Source organism: Amycolatopsis rubida, from assembly GCF_900115345.1.
Classification (GTDB): Bacteria; Actinomycetota; Actinomycetes; order Mycobacteriales; family Pseudonocardiaceae; genus Amycolatopsis; species Amycolatopsis rubida.
Genome location: NZ_FOWC01000019.1, coordinates 102,539 through 125,763, shown reverse-complemented (window position 1 = coordinate 125,763; position 23,225 = coordinate 102,539). Strand labels below are relative to the sequence as shown.

Below are 23,225 nucleotides of genomic sequence, written 5' to 3'. Positions count from 1 at the left end.
CCGTGAGGGATCACGCATCGCACTCGCTGCCCCGCGGAGGGTGGGAATCCGCTCGTGCGCGAACTGGTCGTCAAGCTGTTTCCCGAAGGCGTTTTCCTCTCGCGGCCGTGGGGCCGGTCCGGGATCACGCGCGGACGCGCCTCTTCTGAGGCGGCCCCGGGCGGTTTTCCCGGCGCGCGCTGCCGTCCGGGCGGCTCACTCCCCCTCGCGCCGCGTCCAGCCGTCGTCGTGGAACCGGCCCCGGGTCGTGCCCAGGTCGGTGACCCGGCCGACGAGTTCGACCACCGACTCGCCGAGTCTTTCGGGCAGCGGCACCTTGAGCCGCCGGGTCCATTCGGTTCCGCCCGGCGGCCGGAAGCTGAGGTAGAGGAACCGTTCCCGGGCCGGGCCGTGGACGTGGTCCCCGGAGTAGGACACGGTGCCGTCGGGGCGGGGCCGGGTGCCGACCTCGGTGGTGTAGCGCACCGCGCCGTCCGCGAGCGCGGTGCCGGGCTCGAGCGCGCCGGCCCGGTCCTGCAGGCCGTATTCGAGCTGGCCGTCCCGGTCGTCGAGCCCGTCCACGGTCAAGGTGATTCGCACCATCGGCATATCCCCGGAATCGGTGAAAGAGGTGTCGGTGAAACCCATCCCGCGCATCATCCACCAGTTGTATTTCCCCGACGAGGCCGCAGCGCCGAGCAGCTACCGGGAATACCGGAAAGGAGTGCTCGCCAGCCACCCGGACTGGTGCCACCGGTTCTGGACCGAAAGATCGGCCAGGGGCCTGCTGCGCGAGCACTACCCGGCGTTCCTCCCGGTCTTCGACGCGTACCGGTTCCGCATCCAGCGGTGCGACGCGATCCGCTACTTCCTGCTGCACCGGTTCGGCGGCTTCTACGTGGACATGGACATCGAGTTCGTCCGGCCGCTGGACACGCTGCTCGGCGACCACCAGCTGATCTTCTGCGACCGCAACTGCATCGGCAACGCCATCATGGGCAGCGTGCCGGGGCATCCGTTGTGGCCGGAGGTGTTCGCCGCGATGCGGCGGCGCCGCGAGCGCCCGCCGCCGCGCCCCGGCAGGCTGCTCGACTGGACCCAGATGTACTACGTCAGCCGCAGCACCGGCTCCGAGATGCTGGAGGACTGCGTCGTCCGCCTCGGCTGCCGGGACGACGGCACCGCGCTGGTCGTCCCCGGGCACGTGCTGGAAGGGGACGCGCGGTACCAGGTCGGCCGCGACCGCAAACCGCTGCCCGGGCACGAGGACATGTACGCCATCCACCACAAGGGCATGCGAGGCGTGCCGCTGCGGCTGCGCGTGATGAACCGGGCCGCCGCCTGGACGGTCCGCCACGCGCAGACGCTGCGCGCCCGGTTTTCCGGCAAGGAGGGCAAGAAGTGCTGATTCCGCCGTTGCCCGCCGGGATCCCCGCCGTCGCCGGCTACGAGCGCCTGCTGCGGTCGGAGGCTTTCGCCGTCGTCGAGCGGTACTCGGACCGGTTCCTCGCCCGGCACTGGACCGCGCTCCGGCCGTACCGCCGGAAATGGGTTCCCGATCCGCTGCACCAGTGGAGCAGGCAATGGGAATACCCGTTCGTGGTGAGCCGGATGCCCGACCGGCCCGCCCGAGTCCTCGACGCGGGCTCCGGGGTGACCTTCCTTCCGTTCCTCATCGCCGAGACCGCGCCGGACGCGGACGTGTGGTGCTGCGACCAGGACGCCTCGCTCGCCTCGGTGTTCGACGCCGTCGACGGCCCGATCCGGTTCACCGTCGCGGATCTGCACGAACTCCCCTACGAATCCGGCAGTTTCGACGTGGTCTGCTGCGTTTCCGTGCTCGAGCACACGGACCGGCAGGAGGAGATCGTGGCCGAATTCCACCGGGTGCTCAGGCCCGGCGGGCGGCTGATCCTCACCGCCGATCTGCCGCCGGACCCGCCGCTGGTCGACGAGGCCGTCCAGGTCCTTTCGGTGCTGGCGGCCGGGTTCTCCGACGACGACGGCGCGGACGTGGCCGCCGACCTCGCCCTCCCGGACCGGCTGACCACGTCCTACGCCGCCAAGCTCGACCGGCGGCTGCTGCCGTGGCGGCATCCGCTGCTGTACCGGCTGGGATGCCTGGCGACCGGGCAGGGCCTGGTGCCGTTCCCCCCTCCGATCACGGTCGCCTGCCTCAGCCTGACGAAGCGCCGCTGAAGGCGGCGCCGGATTCCGGACGCGAGCGCCCGTCCGGATCAGCTTTCGGTTCCGGCGGCCTGGTAGAAGGTGAGTGCGTTGTGGTCCCGGTCGAGCACGGTGAATTCCGGGCCCCACGGATGGGCGTCCAGTGCCCCGTTGGGGTGCACGACGTCGAGCACGCGCAGCTCTTCGTAAAGCGCCTTCACGTCCGACACCCGGACGCGGCACGAGCCGGAGCCCGCGAGATGCGGTTCCGCGCCGGCCGTGCCCGGCTGGTTCGCCGGCCAGAAGTGGATCTCCACCCCGTCGCGCTCCACGACGCCGTAGTCGTCGCCCACGTAGCCGGCGGCGAAACCGAACTTCTCGGCGTAGAAATCGGCGGCCTGCTTGATGTCGGCGACCGGAAGACACGGAATCGCGGTCAACAGAGCCATTTCAGCCATCTCCAACCCGAGGCGGTCGTCGTTCTTCGTCGCGGCCCACCCTACCGCCCGAGCCGGGACTGGCGAATGCGCGCGGCCCGATTCGCCCCTTCGCGTAACGCCCGCGAACAGCTAGGCTGAAAGACGGCCACCGGCAATTTCAGCCTCTCGACACTTCGCCCCTAGCCGTCGGCCGGGAAAAGCCGCGCTCCGACGTTCCGTCCGGGAGGAAATGTGGTTCGGATTCCGGCCGGGCGGCGCGGCGGCCCCGGGGAAAAGCGGAATATTCTCCGGCGGCTGTTCTCCCGGCGGCTGTTCTCCCGGCGACCGGCCGACCGCGAAACGCGCGAAACGGCGGACCGCGACGGGCCCCTGCCGCTGTCGTTCGACCAGGAACGCATGTGGCTGGTCGACCGGCTGTTCCCCGCGTCCGTCGCCGACGACGAACCGGTTGTGGCGCGGGTGCGCGGACCGCTGAACATCCCGGCGCTGGACGCCGCGGTCGGCGTGGCGGCGAGCCGCCACGAAAGCCTCCGCACCCGGTTTCCGTTGCGGGACGGCGCCCCGGGCCAGGTGGTCGATCCGTACACGCCCGCGAGGATCCGGATCCTCGACCTCGCCGGGCCCGGCGCTCCCCCGCTCGCCGCGGTCGTCGCGCAGGAGCGGGCCCGGCCCTTCGCCCTCGAATCCGGTTCGCCGTTCCGGGCCGGTGTGCTCCGGCTGGCGCCCGAAGACCACGTGATCCTGCTGAGCGTCCACCATCTCTCGGCCGATCTCTGGTCGATCGCGGTGCTGCTCGAGGAACTGTCTTCGGCCTACAGCTCCGCTTGTGCGGGCAGGCCGCACCGGCTGCAGCCCCCGCTCGGGCAGCCCGCGGAACTCGGCCGGCGGCAACGGCGGCGGCTCACTCCGGCCAGGATGTCCGCGCTGCGCGAGCGCTGCCGGGACCGGCTGGGCGGAGTCCGCCCGGTCGACCTGCCCTCCGACCGGCCGCGGCGGGCACTGCCCAACCTCGGCTCCCACTCCCGGGAATCCGTGCTCGACCACGAACTCAGCACCGGTCTGCGCCGGCTCGGCGCGGCGGAAGCGGTCACGCTGTTCGGCACGCTGCTGGCCGGGCTGCACGCGCTGATCAGCCGCTGGAGCGGGGCCGCCGACTTCGCCGTGGTCTCGGTTTCGGCCGGACGGCACGGGAGCGAGACCGAGCGGACGGTCGGCCTGCTGACCGAATGCCTGGTGCTGCGGCTCAGCGCCCCCGGGGATCCCACTTTCCGGGAACTGCTCGCCGCGGCACGAGATTCGGCGCTCGACGCGTTCGACGCCGCGAAGCTGCCGTTCGCCGAAGTCGTCGCCCTGCTGGACCCGGCGCGCAACCGCGAGCCGAGTCCGCTTCGGCAGTTCGGGCTTTCCGTGCACAACGTTCCCCGCGCGAAGACCCCGCTGCCCGGGCTGGCCCCGGCCGCCCTGCCCGAGCCGGAACCGGGTGCCTCGGCCGGTCGCTCGGAAGCCGATCTCTGGCTTGAGGTCTTCGACTCCGGGCACGGAGAGCTGCCGATCCGCCTCCAGTTGGACGACGTGCTGTTCGCGCCCGCGTCGCTGCCGCTGGTCGAACAGTTGCTGGTCGCGCTGCTGCGGGACGCTGTCGCGAGACCGGAGGCCCGGATCTCGGAACTCGCCTTCGAGAGACCGGCGCGATGGCGGACGCACGCCCCGGCCCGGCCCGAGCCTGCCGGGAAACCGGCGCCTTCGACCGCCGCCGGGGTCGCCGAGCTGGTCGGAGAAGTGCTCGGTGCGCGGAACGTCGCGGGCGACGACAATTTCTTCCGGCTCGGCGGGACGTCGATGGACGCGGCTCGCCTCGCCTCGCGTGTTCAGCGGCGTTTCGGTGTGGAGATCGGCCTCTACGCGATCGCCACCGCTCGTACCGTCGACGGGATCGCTGCGGCCGTCGAACGCGAAAGCCGGTGAGCTGCCGTCCGGAAACCGCGCGACGGCGGGTACCCGGCGGATGCTTTCGCCGGGGCGGATCCGGATCCGGACGGAGGAGAATCCGCTGCCGTGATCGGCGCACCGTCACCGATCATCGCCGCGGGTCCGGCGATGAGGTGATCCGCGGTTCACCCGGTCGCCCGTCGCGGAGACGGCCGCCGCACCGTTCTCTCGCCATTTTCGTTGCCGGCACGGGTATTTTCGGTGCGGCTGACCCGGAAAGGCTATCGCCCGCGTCCGCGAAAAGTACTACTCTCGACAACGCGCTTCTCGTCGGCGGCAGGAGGATGGAATGCGCGTTCACCGGCCGTCCGGAGTTCCCTGTCTCCAGGTCGGCGACGTGGGCAAGGCCGTCGATTACTACCGTACCTTTTTCGGTTTCGCCCCGGTCACCGTCTCCGGCCAAGCGGCGCTGCTGCACGGGCACGGCGTTTTCCTCGCGCTCCGAGCCGGGCCGCGCGCCGAAGACCCACCGGTGCCGGACGCGGTCATCCTTGTCGCGCAACCGGAAATACTGCGCCGCAGGCTCGACGACCGGGGCGCGCATCTGGTCGGCCCCGGCACGGCGCGGCCGGACTGCTCGTACGGTTTCCGGGACTGCTACGGCAATGTGATCGCCGTGGGCCCGGCGGGCGGGGTTTCCGCGCTCCGGCGCCGGATCGCCGAGCCGCTCGACACCGCGCGCCGCGCGCTCGACCGGAGCCGGACCGCCCGCGCCGAACACCGCGGGCTCCTGGCGTTCCGCGAGTTTCTGCGCGCGCGGCCTCGGACGTCCGGGGCTTACTTCCTCCACTTCACCGAAGGACTCCTGCACTGGGCGGGGAAAACCGCCGGGCTCGTCCCCGGCGACGTTCCCCTCGTGCTGCTCGGTTCCGCTCTCCCGTCCGCCGAACGCGCCTGGGTGCGGGAAAATCTCGGCCGTCCCTTCCACCACATCGACCTCCGGATGGACGACGCGGGCGTGCTGGAGTTCCTCTTCGCCGCGGCCGGGGACGATTTCGGCTGGCTGGAGCCGGGATGCCTCGTGCTCAACCCGGGTCTCTTCGCCGAACTGTCCGCGCTCGGCCGGGACACTTCGGTCGCCTGCGCGTGGTCGTGGGACTCCGGAGCCGGTTTCCCGATCGCCAACACCCATCTCGCGTTCTTCAGCGCCGGGACGATCGCCGAGGTGCGGGACGCGGGCATCGACGTCGGTCCCGGCGTCTACGCCCGCGAACGGTTCAACCGGCAGGTCGAGGGGCGGCGCTGCTACAGCAGGACTCCGTCGCGGGCGTTGCGCGAACTGGCGGGCCCGGCCGTCCCCGGCGGGATGGCCTTCTACGAACCGACCGTCCTGTACCAGCTCGCCGCTCGCACCCTCGGGAAGCGGATCTCCCAGGTGCGCGAGCTTTCCGGCTACGGCACGCCGCAGGGCGCGACGGCGGGAGACGAGAGTTCGGACGAGCTGATGTACATCGCCGGGCTCGGGCACGCCGACGTGCTCGAAGAATTCAGCGGATACTTCCACGACGCCGAGGTCCGGCTCCGCTATCTGCTGGCCGAGTACCTGGCGCTCGCCCCGGTCGCCGCCACGCTGCCCGACTGGTACGGCAGGAGGCTGGCCGCGGTGACCGAAACGCTGGCCGCGCAAGGCATCGCCGAGGAATCTGTCGCAGACCTCTGCACGCGGCACCTGGTCGAGGAACGGGGGCTGTCTCCGCACGCCGCCGCGCTCGCGGTCGGACGCCAGGAGCCCGCCGGAGGACCGGGATGACCTCGACCGCCGCCAAGCGAAGGGACAGGCAGGTGAGCCTCGCGTGATCGTCGTCGGGATTTCGGCTCTGTACCACGATTCGGCGTGCGCTGTGCTGATCGACGGACGGCTGGCGGCCGCCGCGCAGGAGGAGCGGTTCACCCGGCGGCGGTACGACGCGTCGATGCCCGCCCACGCTTTTCGCGCGTGCCTTCGCCAGGCCGGGATCGGCATCGCCGACATCGACCGCGTCGCCTACTACGAGGATCCCGTCGCGCGGCTGGGCCGTCAGCTGTGGAACGGCTTGCCCGAGTTGCCGCAGAGCAGTCCGGAAACCCTGTTCCGGCTCGACGCCGACCGGCCGTTCCGGGAGATCCGCGAGCTGCTCGGCTACTCCGGCGAGGTCGTCCCGGTCACCCACCACGAATCGCACGCGGCGAGCGCCTTCTACTTCTCCGGGTTCGCCGAATCCGCCCTGCTGACCGCCGACGCGGTCGGCGAGTGGACGACGACGAGCTACGGCCGCGCCGGTCCGGACGGGATCGAACTCTTCGAGGAGGTCGCGTTCCCGGATTCGCTCGGGCTGTTCTACAGCGCGCTCACCTCGTACCTGGGGTTCGAGGTCAACAGCGACGAGTACAAGGTGATGGGCCTCGCTCCGTACGGCGAAGGCACCTGCGCCGAGACGCTGCGCACGCTGGTCGCCGACCTGCCCGGCGGCCAGTTCCGGCTCGACCCGGAGTACTTCGACTTCCGGCGGCCGGACCGGATGTACACCGACGCGCTGGCCGACCTGCTGCCCGTTGCGCCGCGACGGCCGGACGACGAGATCGAGACCGTCCATCAGGACCTCGCGCGCAGTCTGCAGATCGTGCTCGAAGAAATCCTGCTGGCGAAGGCGCGTCATCTGCACGAGCGCACCGGATCGGAAAACCTCAGCTACGCGGGCGGTGTCGCGCTGAATTGCGTGGCGAACACCCGGCTCCGCCGCGACGGGCCGTTCCGCGACCTCTTCGTCCCGCCCGCGGCGGGCGACGCGGGCGGGTGCGTCGGCGCCGCCGCGCTGGTGCACCACCGGCTGACCGGAACGTATGTGCGGGAGCGGATGACCGACGCCCGCCTCGGCCCGGCCTATCCGGCCGACGAGGTCCGGGCAGGCCTCGACATCGCGGGCGTCCCCTACCTCGCGTTCGCCGGGGACGAGACCGGACTGCTGGACACCGCGGCGGAGCTGCTGGCCGGGGGCGAGATCATCGGCTGGTTCCAGGGCCGCATGGAATTCGGCCCCCGGTCGCTGGGCGCGCGGTCGATCCTCGCCGATCCCCGGGACTCCCGGATGCGCGACCGCATCAACGCGCTGGTGAAGAAACGCGAGTCCTTCCGGCCGTTCGCCCCCGCCGTGGCCGCCGACCGCTGTCCCGAGTTCTTCGCCTGGACCGGCCCGGCGCCGTTCATGCTCGATACCGCGCGGGTCCTCGACCCCGCCGCGCTGCCCGCGATCTCCCACGTCGACGGTTCGGCCCGGCTGCAGACCGTCGACGCCGCGGTCGATCCGCGCTTCCACGGCCTGCTGACCGCGTTCGGGAAGCGCACCGGCTACCCGATCCTGCTCAACACCTCGTTCAACGTGCGGGGAGAACCGATCGTGTGCACTCCCGCGGACGCGCTGGCCGCGTTCGTCCGCTGCGGGCTCGACGCTCTCGTCCTCGGCGACCTGCTGGTGCGCGCCCGGGATCTTCCGGACGGGTGGGACCGGCTCGTCGGCCTGATCCCCGCCTCGCCGCCGCGGGAGCGCACCACCGTGTACAGCTTCGTCTGACGCCTTCCCGGGAAGCAGGTGCCCATGCCCGCGACGGAACCCCTCCGGCAGAGGGCGGACCGGCTCGCCGCGCTGCTCGGCGACGCCGCCGGCGCCCAGATCCTGGCCGAACTCCAGAAACTGGCCGTCCGGCGGCAGCGGCCCGGACCGGCGGGCGAGCGGATTCCGGAACTCGGGCCGTGGCGGGTCGAACCGGACACCGCGCTGCGCCGGACGGACTGGCCGCCCGAAGAACTCGAATCCTGGGCCCCGGTGGAGTACCTGCCGCCGGCCGGGGATGCCCGGCGGGTCGTGCTGATCGGCGAATCAGCGGCCCGGGGCTGGCCGTTCGAGCACGGGCAAAGCTGCGGGCAAGTGCTGCAACGCCAGCTGGGCGGCGAGGGCTACCAATGCGTCGACCTCGCCAAGACCGGCGCGACCGGAGCCGTCCTGAACACCCTCGTCGACCGGCTGGACCTGGCGGCTCCGGACGTCGTGATCGCCTTCGCCGGGAACAACTGGGCAGAACCGTTCTTCCGGCTCGGCCTGGCCGGGGAGATCGAAGTGCGCGACACGCTCGCGGACGCGCTGCGGGAAGGCGGGTACGCCGCGCTCCGGGAACGGTTCCTTTCCGTGGTCACGCACGCATATGCCCAAGGGTTCCTGGAGCGCCTCGCCGCGCTTCGGCAACGGTGCCCGGCCGAGGTGGTCGTCGTGGTGCCCGAGTTCAATCTCCGCGGCTGGGTTCCGCCCGCCGACATCGAGACCCCGGTGCTCCCGCCCGCCGCGCTCGCCTCCTGGCACGACCTGAAGGACCGGGCCGGGCACGCCGCCGAAACCGGGCGGTGGGCGGAGATCGCCCCCCTGGCCGCGGCCATGGCCGCGCTCGATCAGGGCACCAGTTCGATCCCTGGCTGGCTGCGCGGCCGGGCGGCGCTGGCGACGGGCGACGAGGCGGCGGCGCGGGCGGCGTTCGAGGACTCCCGGGACGCGGTGTGCGGACTGTTCGTCCGGCACGTCCCCAGGATCACCCGGCCGGTCCAGGACCTGCTCGCGTCCTTCGCCCGCGACCGCGGCTGGCGGTGTGTCGACCTGCGCACCGTCTTCGGCGCCCCCGGACTGCCCGACCCGGACCTGTTCCACGACTACTGCCACCTTTCCGGCCCCGGCATCGAACGCGCCATGGCCGCGGTCGCCGACGCCGTCACCGGCAGCCCTCCCGGAACCACGGCGCCCGGCCCCGGACCGGACCGGCGGCTGCGGGCCTTCGGCCACGCGCACGCCGCCGCGCACATCGCTTTCCAAGGCCAGCCGGTGCTTCCGGTGCTGAATCGGCTGCGCGCCGCGGTCGACGCCGACCCCGGTGTGGGTCCGGTCCTGGCGGGCACGCTGGCGCTGCTGGACGCGCCGCGTCCATTGTGGACGCATCCGGCCGCGTTGCGGCTGGCCGAGGCCGCGGAGCTGCTGCCGTTTCTCTCCGGCCTGGTGCAGACCCGGTGCGTGCCGCCCGAACTGTGGACTCTGCGGGAATGCCTCGGCGAACTCTTCGAATCGGCGCCCGGGAGCGATCGCGACGCCGATCTGCTCGAAAGCCCCACCGCCGACGGGCATCCGCTCCCGAACTGGCGGCCGCCGCTCGCCTACCACCGGGGGATGGCTCGGCGGTCGGTGTTCGCGTTCGCTCTCGCGCGCCCCGGGGATCTCACCTTGGCGGTGACCTACCGGATGCCGGACGCGCCAGCGGGCACGACCGCGGACCTGCTGGTCAACGGGGCCGTCGTGGCGACGTTGCCGAGCTGTCCCCAGTGGACTTCGACGGCCGCGGCGGTGGACGGCCGGCTGACCCGGCGCGGCGTCAACCAGACGGGCGTGCGGTGGCCGGTCCCCGCGCCGGACCCCGCCGCGTGCCATCGGGCCGACGCCGAGGCTCTCGAACGAGGGGAATTCCCTTCCGTGCTGCCGGTCTTCGGGGAGTTGTTCGAAGCGCGCGTTCTGCTGAGGAACCCGGGCGCCGCTTCCGGGTGACCCGCGCTCACCCCGGCGTGCTCACCACGATCCGGTGCCCCTCCGGCAGGCGGAACGCGAACTCGCGCCGCCCCCACGGCTCGCGGACCGGCGGCTCGACTCCCGCCGTCCCGGCCGCCGTCACCGCGGCGTACAGCTCGTCGAACCCCGCGACGACGTCGAGCGTCAGGACCACCGGCGCGCACTCCCCGCGCGGCTTCCGGACGAACTGGACGCTCGGCCCGGCGCTCCACGGCCCGAAGACCATCCCGGCGACCTCGGGCGGTTCGCCCGCCGAAAAGGAGACCCGGCCCGCCAGCGCGGCGCGCAGCAGTTCGGTCGTCGCCGCGACGTCGGTCACCGGGAGCACCGGTTCGAGGTGCAGCACCGAGGTCGGCTCCGGATGCCGCGCCCGGCCGAGCACGATCATCTCGTGCGGGCGGTCGCGGTGCTCGTACCGCTGGGCGAGCCGTCCTCGTTCGGTCAGGCCGATCTTCCGGCACACGGCGATCGAGCGGGTGTTGGTCGATTCGACCCAGGCTTCGACCCGGTCGTGCCCGGCGGCGCCGAAGGCGTGCTCGACGATCGCGGAGGCCGCTTCGGTGGCGAAACCGTGTCCCCACTCCGATTCGGCCAGTATCCAGCTCAGCCCGGGGACCGCGGTGCCGCCGAGCAGGCCCGCCATTCCGATCGCGGCCGGGTCGCCTGCCCGCCGGATCGCCCAGAGGGCGGCGCCCGGCTGCGCGGCGTCCGCGGCGAGCAGCTGCCGGGTCTCCGCCTCGGTCGAGGTCGCGGGCCGGGTCCACCACGACATCACCGCCGGATCGCCGTAGGCCGCGTGGAGGGCGTCGGCGTGCTCTTCGGGGTCCAGCGGCGTCAGGTCCAGCCGGGAGGTCTTCAGTTCCACCGAGTTCCGTCCTTGGTCGCCGTGCGGCAGCGGCGGCCAGCATACTGACCGGGGGCTATTCCGGCCCGCCGAGGATCCGGTCGGCCGCCTCCGCGCCGATCCCGCGGTCGGCCACCAGGTGCTCGCGGATGAATTCCCGTGCCAGCAAGGGATCCAGGCCGGCCTCGCGCAGCTGCCGTTCGATCGTGGACCGCCGTTCCCGGTATCCGGGCGGCAGGCGGTCCACCGACGCGCGCAGGACGGAATATTCTGCGGCCAGGTAGAGCTTGCGGAACTCCGCAGCGTGAAAATAGCGGCCGTAGTAGCTGATTCCGCCGATGTGCACGAGTTCGTCGGACAAATCCTGCTGCCACACGTGTTTCCCGGCGGCCGCCGCCTCCGCGAACATAGCCTGCGTGCGGTGCGCGAGGGGCCGGACCGCGCGGGTCCGGTACCCCGCCGCCGCGGCGGCGATCTGGTAGCCGATCAAGGTGTCGAAGAACGGCGCCTCGCCCGGGGCTTTCGGCAACCCCCGCTCGTCGGCGGGCAGCACTTCGAGCAGCAGCCGCCGTTGCTCCGGAGTCGGAACGCGGCAGTACGTCCGGTGGTGCAGCAGCGGGACCATGCCGCCGTCCCAGGCGTAGTTGGCCGGGGAGAGATACCGGCCGCTGTCCCGCAGTTTCGCGATGATCCCGGCGTTGAGGAAGACGAGATGAGTGCAGGCGACCGGGACCCCGGGCGCCGCCGGATAGGTCCAGGCCGCGTTGACCGCCACGTCGTCGCCGATGGCGGCGAGGTCGGCGAACACCCGCGGGTCGAGCACGAAGCAGTCGATGTCCACGTAGCCGAAGTTCGTCGTGTTGGCCGCGAAAAGGATCTCCCACGCGGTGTTGTCGTCGATTTCCAGCTGGGAGTTGAACACCGGACGGCCGAGGTGCTCGCTCAGCCATCGTTGTTCTTCGGCAGGCAGGCCCGAGCCGAAGAACACCAGGTTCACCTCGGGCGGAATGTGCTTCGCCGAGGCGGCCACCCAGTGCAGCAAACCCTTGGTGAAGAACATGTACACCGGGTCCCGCCGGTCGGGCAGCTCCGCGTGGAACCGGGCGAACCTCGCGTGCTCCGGTCGCTCCTGCCTGGCGAACTTCCGGTCCCGCAGCGAAGTCCGCAGCCGCGCCGGGATCACCCGTTCGGCGAGCTCCCGCGTCGCGGGCCGCCATCCCCCGGCCGCTTCGGCGAACGCCAGCGCGTTGCCCCACTCGTCGCGGATCTCCAGCGTCCGGTACGCCACCGCCGAGACGCCGATGCCGACCTCGATCCGGACGCCGCCGTCGCGCAGTTCGCGCGCGACCCGGTCGAGGTCGCCGACGAAGAACAGGGCGTCCCAGTCGGAATTCCCCGATCGGCGGCGCCGGCTTTCCCGCTCCTCGTCCCCCGCCGCCCGGAGCAGCACGGTGGCGCCGTGCCCGGAGGCCAGCGCCGCGTGCGGCCGCTGGCCGCCGAGGAGTTCCGTCTCGCGGAAGCCCGCCCGGTCGCGGTAGAACGACACCGCCCGGTCCAGATCGCCCACCCACAGGCAGGGCACGCCTTCGCCGCCGCCGAGCGCCAGCTTCGCCGCTTTCCGGGCCCGGTTCACGGTTCCGTCCTTTCCCTCGCCGCGCCGAATTCGGCGACCGCGGCGGCGAGTTCGTCCGCCACCGTGTCGGCTTCCCGGTCGTCGAGCCCGTGGTGCAGCGGGATGCACAGGGTTTCCGCCGCGGCCCGTTCCGTGCCGGGGAGTTCCGGCCGCGGCGCCCCGTAGGCGGGCAGCAGGTGCAGCGGCGCGTAACGGAAACTCGTGTAGATCCCGCGTTCGTGCAACCGCGCCGCGACGTCGTCGCGGATCCGCGAGTCCATCCGGACCTAGTAGAAGTAGTACGAGCTTTCGTGTCCCGGCGGCATCCGCGGCGGGACGCGCAGCCCGGGCACCGCCGCGAGCCGGGCGTCGTAGCGACGGCAGATCTCGCGGCGGCGCCGGACGAACGACGGCAGTTTGCCCAGCTGCACCATGCCGATCGCCGAGCAGATGTCGTTGGTCACCGAACGACGGCCGAACGGGCCGACGTCGAATTCCCACCAGCGCTTGCGGGTTCCGGCCTCGGCGTAGCCGCTGAGCTGGCGCAGGCCGAGATAGGCCAGTTCGGCGGCCCGCCGGGCGAGCGCGGGGTCCTTGGCGTAGAGCATCCCGCCGTCGCCGGTGACCAGGATCTTCATCGCGTCGAAGCTCCACACGCCGAGGTCGCCGAAGGTCCCGCAGGCGGTCCCGGCCGCGCGGGACGCCACCGCGCAAGCCGCGTCCTCCACCAGGGCGATCCCGTGTTCCCGGCACAGCGCGGCGATCGTCGCCACGTCGCCGGGACAGCCGCCGTAGTGCAGCACCAGCACGGCCTTGGTCGCCGGGCCGATCCGGCGCGCGATCTCGGCGGTGCCGGGGTTCAGCGTGTCGGCGTCGACGTCGCAGAAGACCGGTTTGCCGCCGCGCGCCGCCACCGCGTTGGCCGCGCCGACGAAGCTCACCGAAGGCAGCACCACTTCGTCGCCCGGCCCGATCTCCAGCAGCTCCGTCGCCAGGAACAGCCCTTCGGTGCACGAGTTCACCGAGACGATCTGTTCTTCGGCCACGCCGAGATGATCCGCGAACGCCGCTTCGAACGCGCGCGTCCGCTTTCCCTTGCCCAGCCAGCCGTCGGCGAACACCTCGCCGATCGCCGCCAGCTCCTCCTCGCCGAGGACCGGCTCGAACAGGTTGATCATCGGGGCGCTCCCGCCGACGCGTCCGCGCGCTCCCAGCGCACCTGGTCGCCGTCGAGTTCGGCGCCGGTGATCCCGGTGCCGGACAGGTAGGTCGCGACCAGCTGCCGCACCGTGTCGTCCGGGGTCAGGGCGATCTCCCCGTCGCGGACCCGCACGCGCGCCAGGCCGCGTTCCCGCATGAAGGCGACGATCTGCTCCTCGAAGTTCCGCTGCCGCCGCAGCAGGCGTTCCTGGTGGTCGCCCGCCAGGTCCGGGTGCAGCACGTCCAGGATCAGCACCACGCGGTCCTCGGTGCCGCGGTGGTGCACCTCGTGTTCGAACGAATCGTCGAAGACGAGGCATTTCCCTTCCTGCCACCGCATTTCCCGGTCCGCGACGCGGATGCTCACCCCGGGCGGAACGGTGATCGGCAGGTGGATCCGCAGCAGCGCGTTCGTCGGCCCGCAGTGCGGCATGATGTGCGTTCCCGGGGAAACGCGGGACACGGTGATCACGCCGGGGCTGAGCGCGGTGACGTCCGGGACCTTGTCCAGGATGCCGGTGGTGACCGGGAACCGCGAGCAGATCCGGGTCTGCCACCGGCCGTCCCGGTAGAGGTGCGCCTGTTTCCACGCGCCCTTGCGGATCAGCCCGGCGTCGTCGGTGGTCGGCACGACCGGGTCGAGCGGGGTGTCGAGCACCTGCTCGATCTCCGCCCGGATCAGCGGGTAGTTCTCCTCCAGGTAGGCGGTGAACCAGAACTCCCCGGCGTCGTGCACCGGCCGCGCGCGCAGGCCGGGGATGTGTTCCCGGGCCCGCTGGAAGGGCTGGTCCCACACCCCCTGCCGGACCGCGGCGGCCGCGCATTCCATTGCCTTCTCCGGGTCGCCCGCGTAGTGCCAGGCGTCGATCAGGCTGGCGTAGTAGCGCCGGACCATCTGCTCGAGATACGCGCGCGCACCGACCGTGCCGGAAGTGCCCGCACCCTGGTTTTCGGTCATCGCTGACTTCCTTTCTCGAGATGCCGCGCGGGTCAGCCGCGGTCCGCCTCCGGGACGAGGTCGAGGTCGTCGGGTGCCGCGAATCCCAGTTCGTCGCGGCAGAACCGTTCCCATTCGGGCGTGACCGCCGCGAACACGACGTCCTCGCCGGGCCAGATCGCGGCGGTCACGGTGAAATCGTCGTGCAGGTAGACGAACTCCTCGGTCCGCTCCCCCGCGTCCTCGGGCCAGCCGGGGTAGGCGCGCACCGCGCTCAGCGGATAGGCGCGGCAGTACGGCGTCCAGCCCGGCGACCGGGTTTCGCCGCCCGCGCTCTCGCGCAGCAGGAGGGCCGCTTCGCGATGACCGGCCGCCAACGCGATGTCGTAAGGGGTGCGCTCGTCCTCGGCTTTGGCCAGCGGATCCGCGCCTGCCGCGAGCAGCGCGGCCACCGTCGCCGGATCGCCGTGCCCGGCGGCCCAGTCCAGCGCGCTCCACCCGTCCTCGTCCCGCGCGGAAAGCTCCTCGCCGGTCGGCGCCAGCTCGCGGATCTTCTCGCTGTCGCCGGTCTTGCTCGCGGCGGCCAGTGCGCCGCGCCGCCGTTTGCCCGCTGTCATCAGGACTCCTCGGTTCGATCGGTCATCGCGTTCCGCCGGTGCTCGCGAGCCTGCGGTACAAGGGATCGGAGCGAAGCAGCTCACGGTGCGACCCGGCCGCGCGCACGCCGCTTTCATCGAGCACGATCACCAGGTCGGCCTGGCTGGCCACGGTCATGCGATGGCTCACGGCCAGCACGATGCGCACCCTCGCCTGTTCGGCGATCGTCCGCAGCAGGGTCTCCTCGCTGTCCGCGTCGAGCTGCGAGGTCGCTTCGTCGAGCAGCAGGACGTCGGCGTGGCGCAGCAGCGCCCGAGCCACCGCGAGCCGTTGCCGTTGCCCGCCGGAGACCGCGACCGCGCGCTCGCCGATGGCGGTGTCCAGCCCGTCGGGCAGGCTCGCGACCCAGTCCGCGAGCCCGACCGCGTGCACGACGTCGAGCAGTTCCGTCTCGCCGGGGCTCGCCGCGCCGTAGCCGACCGCCTCGCGGATCGTCGCGCCCAGCAGCGGCGCGTCCTGCTCCACGTAGGCGAGCCTGCGCCGCAGTTCGCCGCGCTGGAAGGCCCTGATGTCGACGCCGTCCAGCAGCACCCGGCCCCGCCGCAGTTCCAGGAAACGCTCGACCACGTTGAGCACCGTGGTCTTGCCGATCCCCGACGGCCCGGTCACGACGGTGAGGCCGCGGGGAACGTGCACCGAGACGCCGCTGAGCACCGGCTGGTCCTCGTAGCCCGCCCACACCCCGTCCAGCGCGATCCCGGCCGGGACCCCGTCGTCGGCGGGCGCGGGCTCCGGTTCGGCGGACGCGTCCTGGTCGTCGGGTTCGGCCGGGATGTGCTGGATCTGCTCGATCCTGGCCAGCGCCGCGAGCCCTTCCGACATCGCGCTCGCGGCCTGCGTCAGCGCGGCCGAGGGCGTGCGCAGATACGTGACGTACAACAGGAAAGCGACGAGATCGCTGACCGACATCGCCCCGGAGGCGATCCGGGCCCCGCCCATCCCCAGCGCGGTCAGGAACATGATGTCCATCAGCACCCAGCCGGTGCCGCCGACGACCGCGTTCCAGCCCGCCGCGCGCACCCCCTGCCGGCAGGCGAGCCGGGCCTGCCCGACGACGGCGCGGGCCTCGTCCGCCTCGGTGCCGAACGCCTTGACCGTCCGGAAGGCGAGCAGGACCCGCTGCAGCCCGGTGAGCATCTCGCCGACCCCGGCCTGCGCCGCTTCGGTCGCCTTCGCCAGCCGGTGCAGGATCAGCCATTCCACCCCGGCGCCCACGGCCACGACCGCCAGCAGCACCAGCACCATCGTCAGATCGCTCAGCGCCATCAGCACCACGGTGGCGAGCAGCACGACCGGGGCGACCGCGCCCCGGACCAGCGCCTCCGACAGCGCGTGCTGCAACAGCGTGGTGTCGCTGCCGATCCGCGAGAGCACGTCCCCGATCGGACGCCGCTGCACCGTGCTGACCCTGGCCCGCAGCAGCGCGTCGATCATGCCCGCCCGCGCGCCGAGCACCATCCGCTGGCCGAGCTTGCCCAGCTGGTAGCTGCTGGTGACGATCAGGACTCCGGAGCACAGGGCGACCGCGGCGAGCGTCAGCAGGGCGGGCACGAAGCTCGCGCCCCGCGACACCGAGTCCAGCAGCCATTTCACCACCTGCGGCTGCACCAGCACGGTGGCGTAGGACAACAGCTCCAGCATCAGCAGCCCCGCCAGCGCCAGGCGCAGTCCCGGGCCCAGCCGCAGCAGCGCGGGCAGCCGCGACCAGCCGAACCGCCGCGGCGGCTGGTCCGGCCCGGGCTCGCCGGGGGGCGGAGCGGTCGTCGTCACTCGTACCTGACCTTTCCGTCCTTCAGCTCGACCGCCGAGGCGTCGACCTCGCGCAGATGCCGGGTGACCAGGCTGGCCGCCCCGCTGTCGGCGGTGAGCCGCAGGACGCCCTCGACCAGTTCGGCGCGTTCGATCCCGCGCTCGCCCATGTACGCCTTGATCCGGTCGTCGAAGGCGGTGCGGGCGGACAGGATCCAGTCCCGGACGCTTTCGTCGAGATCGGCGTGCGAGACGTCGAGCAGCAGCACGACGCGCGGTTCCGTGCCTTCGTGCCAGACCTCGTGTTCGAAGGAGTCGTCGAAGACCAGGCAGTCGCCTTCCCGCCAGCGCAGCACGCGGTCGCCGACCCGGATCCGCGGCCCTTCCGGGACGACGAGACCGAGATGAACCCGTTGCCGCGCATTGGATCCGCCGCAGTGCGGCCGGATGTGCGCGCCCGGGTGGAGCCAGGACAGGGTGACCACCCCGGGCCCGCCGCTGCTCGCCTCGGGGATGCCCTCGATGACGCTCGCGGTGACCGGGAACCGGTCGCAGGCGTCGGCGAAGCGGTGCCCCGCCTCGTAAAACGTCACCTGCTCCCAGCGTCCCTTGCCCAGCAGCGGTTCCTCGACCGGCAGGAACCCGCGCGCCGCCGGGTCGGTGACGGTGTCCAGTTCGGCGCGGATCCGCGGATAGCTTTCGCGCAGGTAGGCGGTGAACCAGAACTGCCCGGGGTCGTAGACCGGGATCGGCGGCAGGGACGGCACGTAGTGCACGGGGCGCTGCGCGGGATGGCGCCAGACGCCCTGTGCGACGGCGAGTTCCGCGCACGCCCGCGCCGCGGGTTCGTCGCCTTCGGCGAGCAGAGCCGCGATGAGGTCGGAGTACAGCTGCCGCGTCGCGTTCCCGCGCCGGGCCCCGGTGACCGGTCGCATCGGTTCACGCCCCCTTCCGGTCCGGGCCCGCGCGCTGCTCGTCCACCGCGGACAGAGCGCGGATCTCCCGGATGATCTTGCTGGTGGACAGCCCGCCGACGGTGCTCAGCAGTTCGACGACCCCGCCGAGCCGTTCGACCAGCGGCGCTTCGGGCAGGGTCTGGCGGGTGTAGTCGTCGCCCTTGACGTAGACGTCCGGCCGCAGCCGTTCGATCAGTTCCGCCGGGCTGTCGGCGGCGAAGGGCACCACGACGTCGACGCAGCCCAGCGCGGCCAGCACCCGCATCCGCTCGGCCAGCGGGAGCACCGGCCGGGCCGGGCCTTTGAGCCTGCGCACGCTCTCGTCGGAGTTCACGCCCACCACGAGCAGTTCGCCGAACGCCTTGGCCCGGCTGAGCAGGGAAACGTGGCCGCCGTGCAGGAGGTCGAAGCAGCCGTTCGTGAACACGACGCGGGATCCCCGGCCCGGCACGTCGGTCAGCCAGGCCGGGAGTTCGCCGCCGGGCTGGATCTTGCCGGCGCCGGCGAGCCTGCGCCGCAGTTCCGCGGGGTCGCAGTTCGCGGTTCCCGGTTTGCGCACCACCGTGTCGGCGGCCGCGGAGGCGAATTCCGCGGCGGCGCCCGGATCGGCGCCCGCGGCCAGCGCCAGCGCGAGCGCCGAGGTGAAGGTGTCTCCGGCGCCGACCGTGGTCTTGGCCTCCCCGTCGGCGTACGTGCGCAAGCTCGGCCGCCCGGCCTGCAGCACCACGGCGCCGTCCCGGTCCAGCGTGACCGCCGCCAGGTCCGCGCCGCTGCGCTCCAGCAGCAGCCCGGCATGGTCCTGGATCTGCCCAGCGCGGTCGCCTTCCGGGCCCAGCGGGGGCTGCCCGAGGAGAGCGACGGCTTCGGCGTAGTTCGGCTTGACCGCGTCCGGGCGGATCGCGCGAAACGCGGCCGGGGTCCGGGAATCCACCACGAGCAGCGGACGCCGCCGCGAGGCCGCCAGCACCTCGGTCACCTCTTCGGTGAAGGCGCCGTAGCCGTAGTCGCAGGCGATGACCACGTCGCACCACGACAGCTGTTCGGCCAGCCGCGCGGCCAGCGTCGCGGCGGTGCGCCGGCCGACCGGTTCCCGGCCGCCCTCGTCCATCCGCAGCAGCATCTGCCGCGGCGCCAGCACCCGGTGCTTGACCGCGGTCGGCCGCGACTCGTCGGTCACCAGGAGACCGGAGCCGAGCCCGGCCGCCGCCAGCGCCGCGCGCAGCCGCCGCCCGGCCGGGTCCGCTCCGGCCACGGCGAGCAGCCGCGGTTCGGCGCCGAGCGAGCGGAGGTTGGCCGCCACGTTCGCCGCGCCGCCGCACTGGTCGTGCGCGCCGGTCAGGTCGAGCACCGGCACCGGGGCCTCCCGGCACATCCCGGCGGGCGTGCCGACGAGATACCGGTCCACGATGGCGTCGCCGACCACCAGCGCCCGTGTTCCCCGGACGGCGGCCACGAGCCCGAGCAGGTCCCCGGTCACGGTCCGGCCTCCCCGTCGCCGGGCGCCAGCACCCGTTCGGCCATGCCCGCGACGGTCTGGGTTTCCAGCAGGACGCGCACGGACAGGTCCGTGCCGAGCCGGTCGGCGAGCGCGTTCACGATCCGGACGGCCGCGATCGAATCGCCTCCCAGGTCGGCGAAACGGTCCGTGCGGCCGATCCGCTCGCGCCGGAGCACGGCGCACCACACCTCGGTCAGCTCCCGCTCCAGCCTGCGCCGCCGGAACCACGCCGGTCCCCGGATCACGGCCGCCTCCGTCTCGTCACGACGGTGTGCGGCAGGACGAGGTGGTCGAGTCCCGCGGCCAGCAGGGTCCGCACGGCGTCCTCCGGGGTTTCCGCGATCGGCTCGCCCTTGGTGTTCAGGCTCGTGTTCAGCACCATCGGCACCCCGGTCCGGTCTTCGAACGCACGGATCAGGTCGTAGTAGACCGGGTTGTCCTCGCGGCGGACCGTCTGCAGTCGCGCGGTGCCGTCCACGTGCGTGACCGCGGGCACCGACGGCTTGCGCACCGGAGCGGCGCGGAGCATGAACGGGCTGTCCGCCAGTCCGAACCACTCGGCCGCCCGCTCGTTGCGCACCGACGGAGCGAACGGCCGGAAATGCTCGCGCTGCTTGATTTCCGCGTTCAGCCGGTCCCGCATCGTCGGGCTCCGCGGATCGGCGAGGATGCTGCGGTGCCCGAGCGCGCGGGGCCCGATCTCCGACGCGCCCTCGTACCAGCCGACGACCGCGCCCGCGGCGAGCAGGTCCGCGGTCCGGCCCGCGTAGTCGTCGACGATCTCCACCGACAGCTCGTCCGCGTGCGCGCGCAGCGCGCGCTCCTCCGCCTCCTTCGGGTACTGCCGGACCGAATACATCAGCTCGGTGTTCCGGTACGCCCGCCGCGGATTGCCCAGCACGTGGTGCCAATGCCACAGGGCGGCGCCGATCGCGGTCCCGTCGTCCCCGCAGGCGGGATGGAAGTGGACGCGTTCGAACTCGGACGCGGCGAACGCGGGCTCCGTCGCGACCACGTTCAGCGCGGTTCCGCCGGAGAGGCACAGGTTCCGGCCGGCCCCGTTGCGGGCCGCGATCGGGCCGAGTTCGGCGAACAGCGCCAGCAGCTGGACGTCGAGGCCGCGCTGGATGTAGTAGGAGAGGCGGGCGTTGAGTTCCCGGTCCCCCACCGCGACCGGCACCGGGTCCTGCCCGGCCAGCGCGACCAGCTCGTCGAACCGGGAGAGCTTGGCCGGATCGAACGCCGCCGGGTCGTCGAGCGCGCCGTACGGGGCCAGTCCCATCACCTTGCCCGCGCCCACGATGCTGGACCCGAACTGCAGTTCGGCGACGTAGCAGTAGCCGATGTTGGCGGTGAACCACGTGTCGAAGTCCTGCCGAAGGGCCACCAGCTTGGTGCCCCGCCCCAGGTACGCGCGGCAGCCGGCGGGATCGACGGCCACCGAAACCGCCGAGTCGAACGGCGAGGTGTAGAAGCTCGCGGCCGCGTGCAGCAGGTGGTGCTCCGGGTTCACCGTGCACGGAATGCGGACGCCGTCGAGGGAGACCCGCGCGTTGCGCTGGTCCACCCAGAACTCCAGCCAGGTCTCCTTGAGGTCGGATCCGTGCAGCAGCGCGATGTCCGGCGAGTCCATCGAATGCAGGTTGCACAGCAGCACGTGGTCCACATCGGACAGTGCGAGCCCGGCTTGGTCCAGCAGTTCGGCCAGGTCGCTCGCCCGCAGCCCGGGATGCTTCTTGCGCCGCGAGAACCGCTCGGTGGCGACGAAACCGGCCATCCGGCCGTCCGACAGCAGAACCGCCGCGCCGTCGTGGTTGAAGTTGATCGCCAGGATGTTCCGGACCGCGCGGTCCGGGACGGGGTGCCCGGTGGTCATAGCGGGGCCTCGATTCTCGCTGCCCTGGACTGCCCGAGCCGCCGCGAGACCGCCGCCCACACCCGGTCCACGGAGAGATCGGCCAGGCATTTCGGGTAGGGGCCGTCGGCCGAGACGTACGCGAGGGCGCAGTCGTGCTCGCAGCTCCGGGCGGCGAGCGCGGCGGCCGGATTGGTCGCGGACTGGCAGGGATAGCGCAGGGAAACCCCGGTGTGGTGCGGATAGACGCGAGCCCAGAGGAACTCGGTCCCGGTCGGGCCGTACAGGACGACCGCGGGCGTGCGCACCGCCGCGGCCACGTGCGCCAGCGAAGAATCGTTGCCGAGCAGCAGATCCATCTCGGCGAGCAGGTTCGCCGTCCGGTCGAGCGCGGCGTCCGCGACCACCTCGGCGCCGGTCCCGGGCCGGTGCGCGGCGATCGCTTCCGCGAGCCGGTGCAGATCGTCGCGTTCGGACCGGTCGCCGAACAGGTAGCAGACCGCGCCGGTGTGCCGCGCCGCGAGACGGCACAGCTCCGCGTAGTTCCCGAGCGGCCAGCGACGGTTCCACTGCGAGGAGCCGCCGGGATGCACAGCCAGCCGGGGAGCCGCCGGTCCGAGTTCCGGCGGCGGCTCGCCGCTGCGCGGCAAGGGCGGCACCGCCTCGGCCGGGCGGAGCGGGCCCGGCAGCTCGAGCGCCGCGGCCAGCGCCGCGGCGTGGTCGAACAGGTCCGGCCTGCCGAACAGCGGGCGCGGCAGCCGCAGCGGATGGGTGAGGTCGCCTTCGCCGTCGCCGGGCGCCGGCACGCCCAGCCGGACCGGGATCCCGGCTCGCCGCGCCTCGGCAGCACCCAGCCCCTTGCTGTCCGGGTCGACGAAGCACGCCTGCGGGCGGATCTCCGCCAGGCGCGCGGAGAACCGCGCCCATCCTCTCGGGTCCTGCTCGCCGGGATCGGGGCACGGCAGCACTCCGGTGGCGTAGCTGTGCCGCCCGAAGAACTCCGCGAACCGCGCCGCCACCGTCGCGCCGGTGACGACGGTGAGCCCGGCCGAGGGGAAAGCCCTGCGCAGCAAGGAGAACGCGATATTGCGCTGCACGAGGTCGCCGAGCCCCGGCCCGGCCAGCCGCGCGAACACGCACATCTGCGACACCATCGTTCCCGCTTTCCGTGGTTTCGTCACACCGGACGGACCGCCAGGCTCCCCCGCCCGGCGAGAGTGGCCAGATCGATCGAAGCGGTGCAGGCGACCGGCACGAAGTCCAGCTCCAGCACCCCGCTGAGCCGGACCTCCCCGGTGCCCGCGGCGAAATCCGCGCCGGCCAGCACGCAGTCCTCGGCGACCAGTTCCACCCCGAGTTCGGTGCCGCCTTCGGTGCCGGTGAACCGGAGGAAGACGAAACCCCGTTCGACGGCCTCGCCGAACGCGGCGGCGGTGCGGTCCGGGCGGAGCGAGACCTCGACCCGGTGGTCGCCGTCGCTGAGCCGGTCGACCAGGGACGGGGTGTCCGCGTACGGGTCCTCGGCCGCTTCTTCGGCCAGCCCGTCCGGATGTTCGGCCATGAACCGCCGCAGGCTCAGCGGCCGCATGTCGGTCCACACCTCGTCGATGTGGGACAGGCACTCCGCCCGGCCGCCGGTCTTGCCCGCGACCGTCCAGCCGTCCGGGAGTTCCTGTTCGGCGGGCCAGATCGAGTACTGCTCTTCGGCGTTGCGCACGACGTGGTACGTGCGGTCGTCGGCCGTCTCGTCCGTGGGGCCGGTCATGGCTT

Annotated in this window: 18 protein-coding genes and 2 pseudogenes; 6 read left to right on the top strand and 14 right to left on the bottom strand. The window is 72.4% G+C overall.

The window, feature by feature from the left end; all coding sequences use genetic code 11:
* Positions 1-195: 195 nt before the first annotated feature.
* Complete coding sequence (locus BM362_RS47985; RefSeq protein WP_067587127.1) at positions 196-627, bottom strand: DUF5990 family protein; 432 nt, start codon at positions 625-627, stop codon at positions 196-198.
* On the opposite strand from BM362_RS47985, the gene BM362_RS41010 reads away from it, so the two are divergent.
* Positions 617-1,387, top strand: a complete 771-nt coding sequence (locus BM362_RS41010) for a glycosyltransferase family 32 protein (protein ID WP_167545631.1) — start codon at positions 617-619, stop codon at positions 1,385-1,387. The genes BM362_RS47985 and BM362_RS41010 overlap by 11 nt on opposite strands.
* Positions 1,381-2,178 carry a class I SAM-dependent methyltransferase gene (locus BM362_RS41005; RefSeq protein ID WP_093576816.1) on the top strand — a complete coding sequence of 266 codons (798 nt, stop codon included), beginning with the start codon at positions 1,381-1,383 and terminating at the stop codon, positions 2,176-2,178. Before BM362_RS41010 ends, BM362_RS41005 begins: the two co-directional genes overlap by 7 nt.
* 38 nt (positions 2,179-2,216) lie before the next feature.
* On the opposite strand, the gene BM362_RS41000 is transcribed toward BM362_RS41005, so the two are convergent.
* Entirely contained in the window at positions 2,217-2,594 is a 378-nt protein-coding gene (locus tag BM362_RS41000) for a VOC family protein (protein WP_093576815.1), read from the bottom strand.
* 222 nt (positions 2,595-2,816) lie between these two features.
* On the opposite strand from BM362_RS41000, the gene BM362_RS40995 reads away from it, so the two are divergent.
* From BM362_RS40995 to BM362_RS47980, 4 genes are all read left to right on the top strand, one after another.
* Positions 2,817-4,550 (top strand): condensation domain-containing protein, encoded by a 1,734-nt coding sequence (locus BM362_RS40995; protein ID WP_093576814.1) that lies wholly within the window; start codon positions 2,817-2,819, stop codon positions 4,548-4,550.
* Positions 4,551-4,863: 313 nt separating this feature from the next.
* On the top strand, positions 4,864-6,324 hold the full coding sequence (locus tag BM362_RS40990; RefSeq protein ID WP_093576813.1) for a VOC family protein: 1,461 nt from the start codon (positions 4,864-4,866) through the stop codon (positions 6,322-6,324).
* A 43-nt stretch (positions 6,325-6,367) separates the two neighbouring features.
* A complete protein-coding gene (locus tag BM362_RS40985) occupies positions 6,368-8,122 on the top strand; it encodes a carbamoyltransferase family protein (protein ID WP_093576812.1) in 1,755 nt (584 codons plus the stop codon).
* Between the two features lie 24 nt (positions 8,123-8,146).
* The gene (locus tag BM362_RS47980; protein ID WP_093576811.1) at positions 8,147-10,126 is read left to right on the top strand and encodes a hypothetical protein; all 1,980 of its coding nucleotides are present in this window, start codon (positions 8,147-8,149) and stop codon (positions 10,124-10,126) included.
* Positions 10,127-10,133: 7 nt separating this feature from the next.
* Here the strand turns inward: BM362_RS47980 and BM362_RS40975 are convergent, their stop codons facing one another.
* From BM362_RS40975 to BM362_RS49685, 12 genes and pseudogenes are all read right to left on the bottom strand, one after another.
* Positions 10,134-11,012 carry a GNAT family N-acetyltransferase gene (locus tag BM362_RS40975; protein WP_167545630.1) on the bottom strand — a complete coding sequence of 293 codons (879 nt, stop codon included), beginning with the start codon at positions 11,010-11,012 and terminating at the stop codon, positions 10,134-10,136.
* 55 nt (positions 11,013-11,067) lie between these two features.
* Positions 11,068-12,624: a VOC family protein gene (locus BM362_RS47975; protein WP_167545629.1), complete on the bottom strand. Its 1,557-nt coding sequence runs from the start codon at positions 12,622-12,624 to the stop codon at positions 11,068-11,070.
* Positions 12,621-13,781, bottom strand: a pseudogene (locus tag BM362_RS40970) (DegT/DnrJ/EryC1/StrS family aminotransferase). The gene BM362_RS47975 and the pseudogene BM362_RS40970 overlap by 4 nt, the downstream one beginning before the upstream one ends.
* On the bottom strand, positions 13,778-14,761 hold the full coding sequence (locus BM362_RS40965) for an aspartyl/asparaginyl beta-hydroxylase domain-containing protein (RefSeq protein WP_095213645.1): 984 nt from the start codon (positions 14,759-14,761) through the stop codon (positions 13,778-13,780). The pseudogene BM362_RS40970 and the gene BM362_RS40965 overlap by 4 nt, the downstream one beginning before the upstream one ends.
* A gap of 32 nt (positions 14,762-14,793) precedes the next feature.
* Entirely contained in the window at positions 14,794-15,357 is a 564-nt protein-coding gene (locus BM362_RS40960; protein ID WP_093576808.1) for an ankyrin repeat domain-containing protein, read from the bottom strand.
* A 22-nt stretch (positions 15,358-15,379) separates the two neighbouring features.
* Positions 15,380-17,167, bottom strand: coding sequence for an ABC transporter ATP-binding protein (locus BM362_RS40955; RefSeq protein WP_093576807.1), 1,788 nt, complete (start codon positions 17,165-17,167; stop codon positions 15,380-15,382).
* Positions 17,164-18,081: an aspartyl/asparaginyl beta-hydroxylase domain-containing protein gene (locus tag BM362_RS40950; protein ID WP_067594004.1), complete on the bottom strand. Its 918-nt coding sequence runs from the start codon at positions 18,079-18,081 to the stop codon at positions 17,164-17,166. Before BM362_RS40950 ends, BM362_RS40955 begins: the two co-directional genes overlap by 4 nt.
* A gap of 4 nt (positions 18,082-18,085) precedes the next feature.
* Positions 18,086-19,579: a D-glycero-beta-D-manno-heptose 1-phosphate adenylyltransferase gene (rfaE2, locus tag BM362_RS40945; protein ID WP_093576806.1), complete on the bottom strand. Its 1,494-nt coding sequence runs from the start codon at positions 19,577-19,579 to the stop codon at positions 18,086-18,088.
* Positions 19,576-19,845, bottom strand: a complete 270-nt coding sequence (locus tag BM362_RS40940) for a phosphopantetheine-binding protein (protein WP_067594013.1) — start codon at positions 19,843-19,845, stop codon at positions 19,576-19,578. Before BM362_RS40940 ends, rfaE2 begins: the two co-directional genes overlap by 4 nt.
* Positions 19,842-21,476, bottom strand: a complete 1,635-nt coding sequence (locus BM362_RS40935) for a carbamoyltransferase C-terminal domain-containing protein (RefSeq protein WP_093576805.1) — start codon at positions 21,474-21,476, stop codon at positions 19,842-19,844. Before BM362_RS40935 ends, BM362_RS40940 begins: the two co-directional genes overlap by 4 nt.
* Positions 21,473-22,597, bottom strand: a complete 1,125-nt coding sequence (locus BM362_RS40930; RefSeq protein WP_167545628.1) for a glycosyltransferase family 9 protein — start codon at positions 22,595-22,597, stop codon at positions 21,473-21,475. The genes BM362_RS40935 and BM362_RS40930 overlap by 4 nt, the downstream gene beginning before the upstream one ends.
* 413 nt (positions 22,598-23,010) lie before the next feature.
* Positions 23,011-23,220, bottom strand: a pseudogene (locus BM362_RS49685) (MbtH family protein); the annotation flags it as partial.
* Between the last annotated feature and the right edge of the window lie 5 nt (positions 23,221-23,225).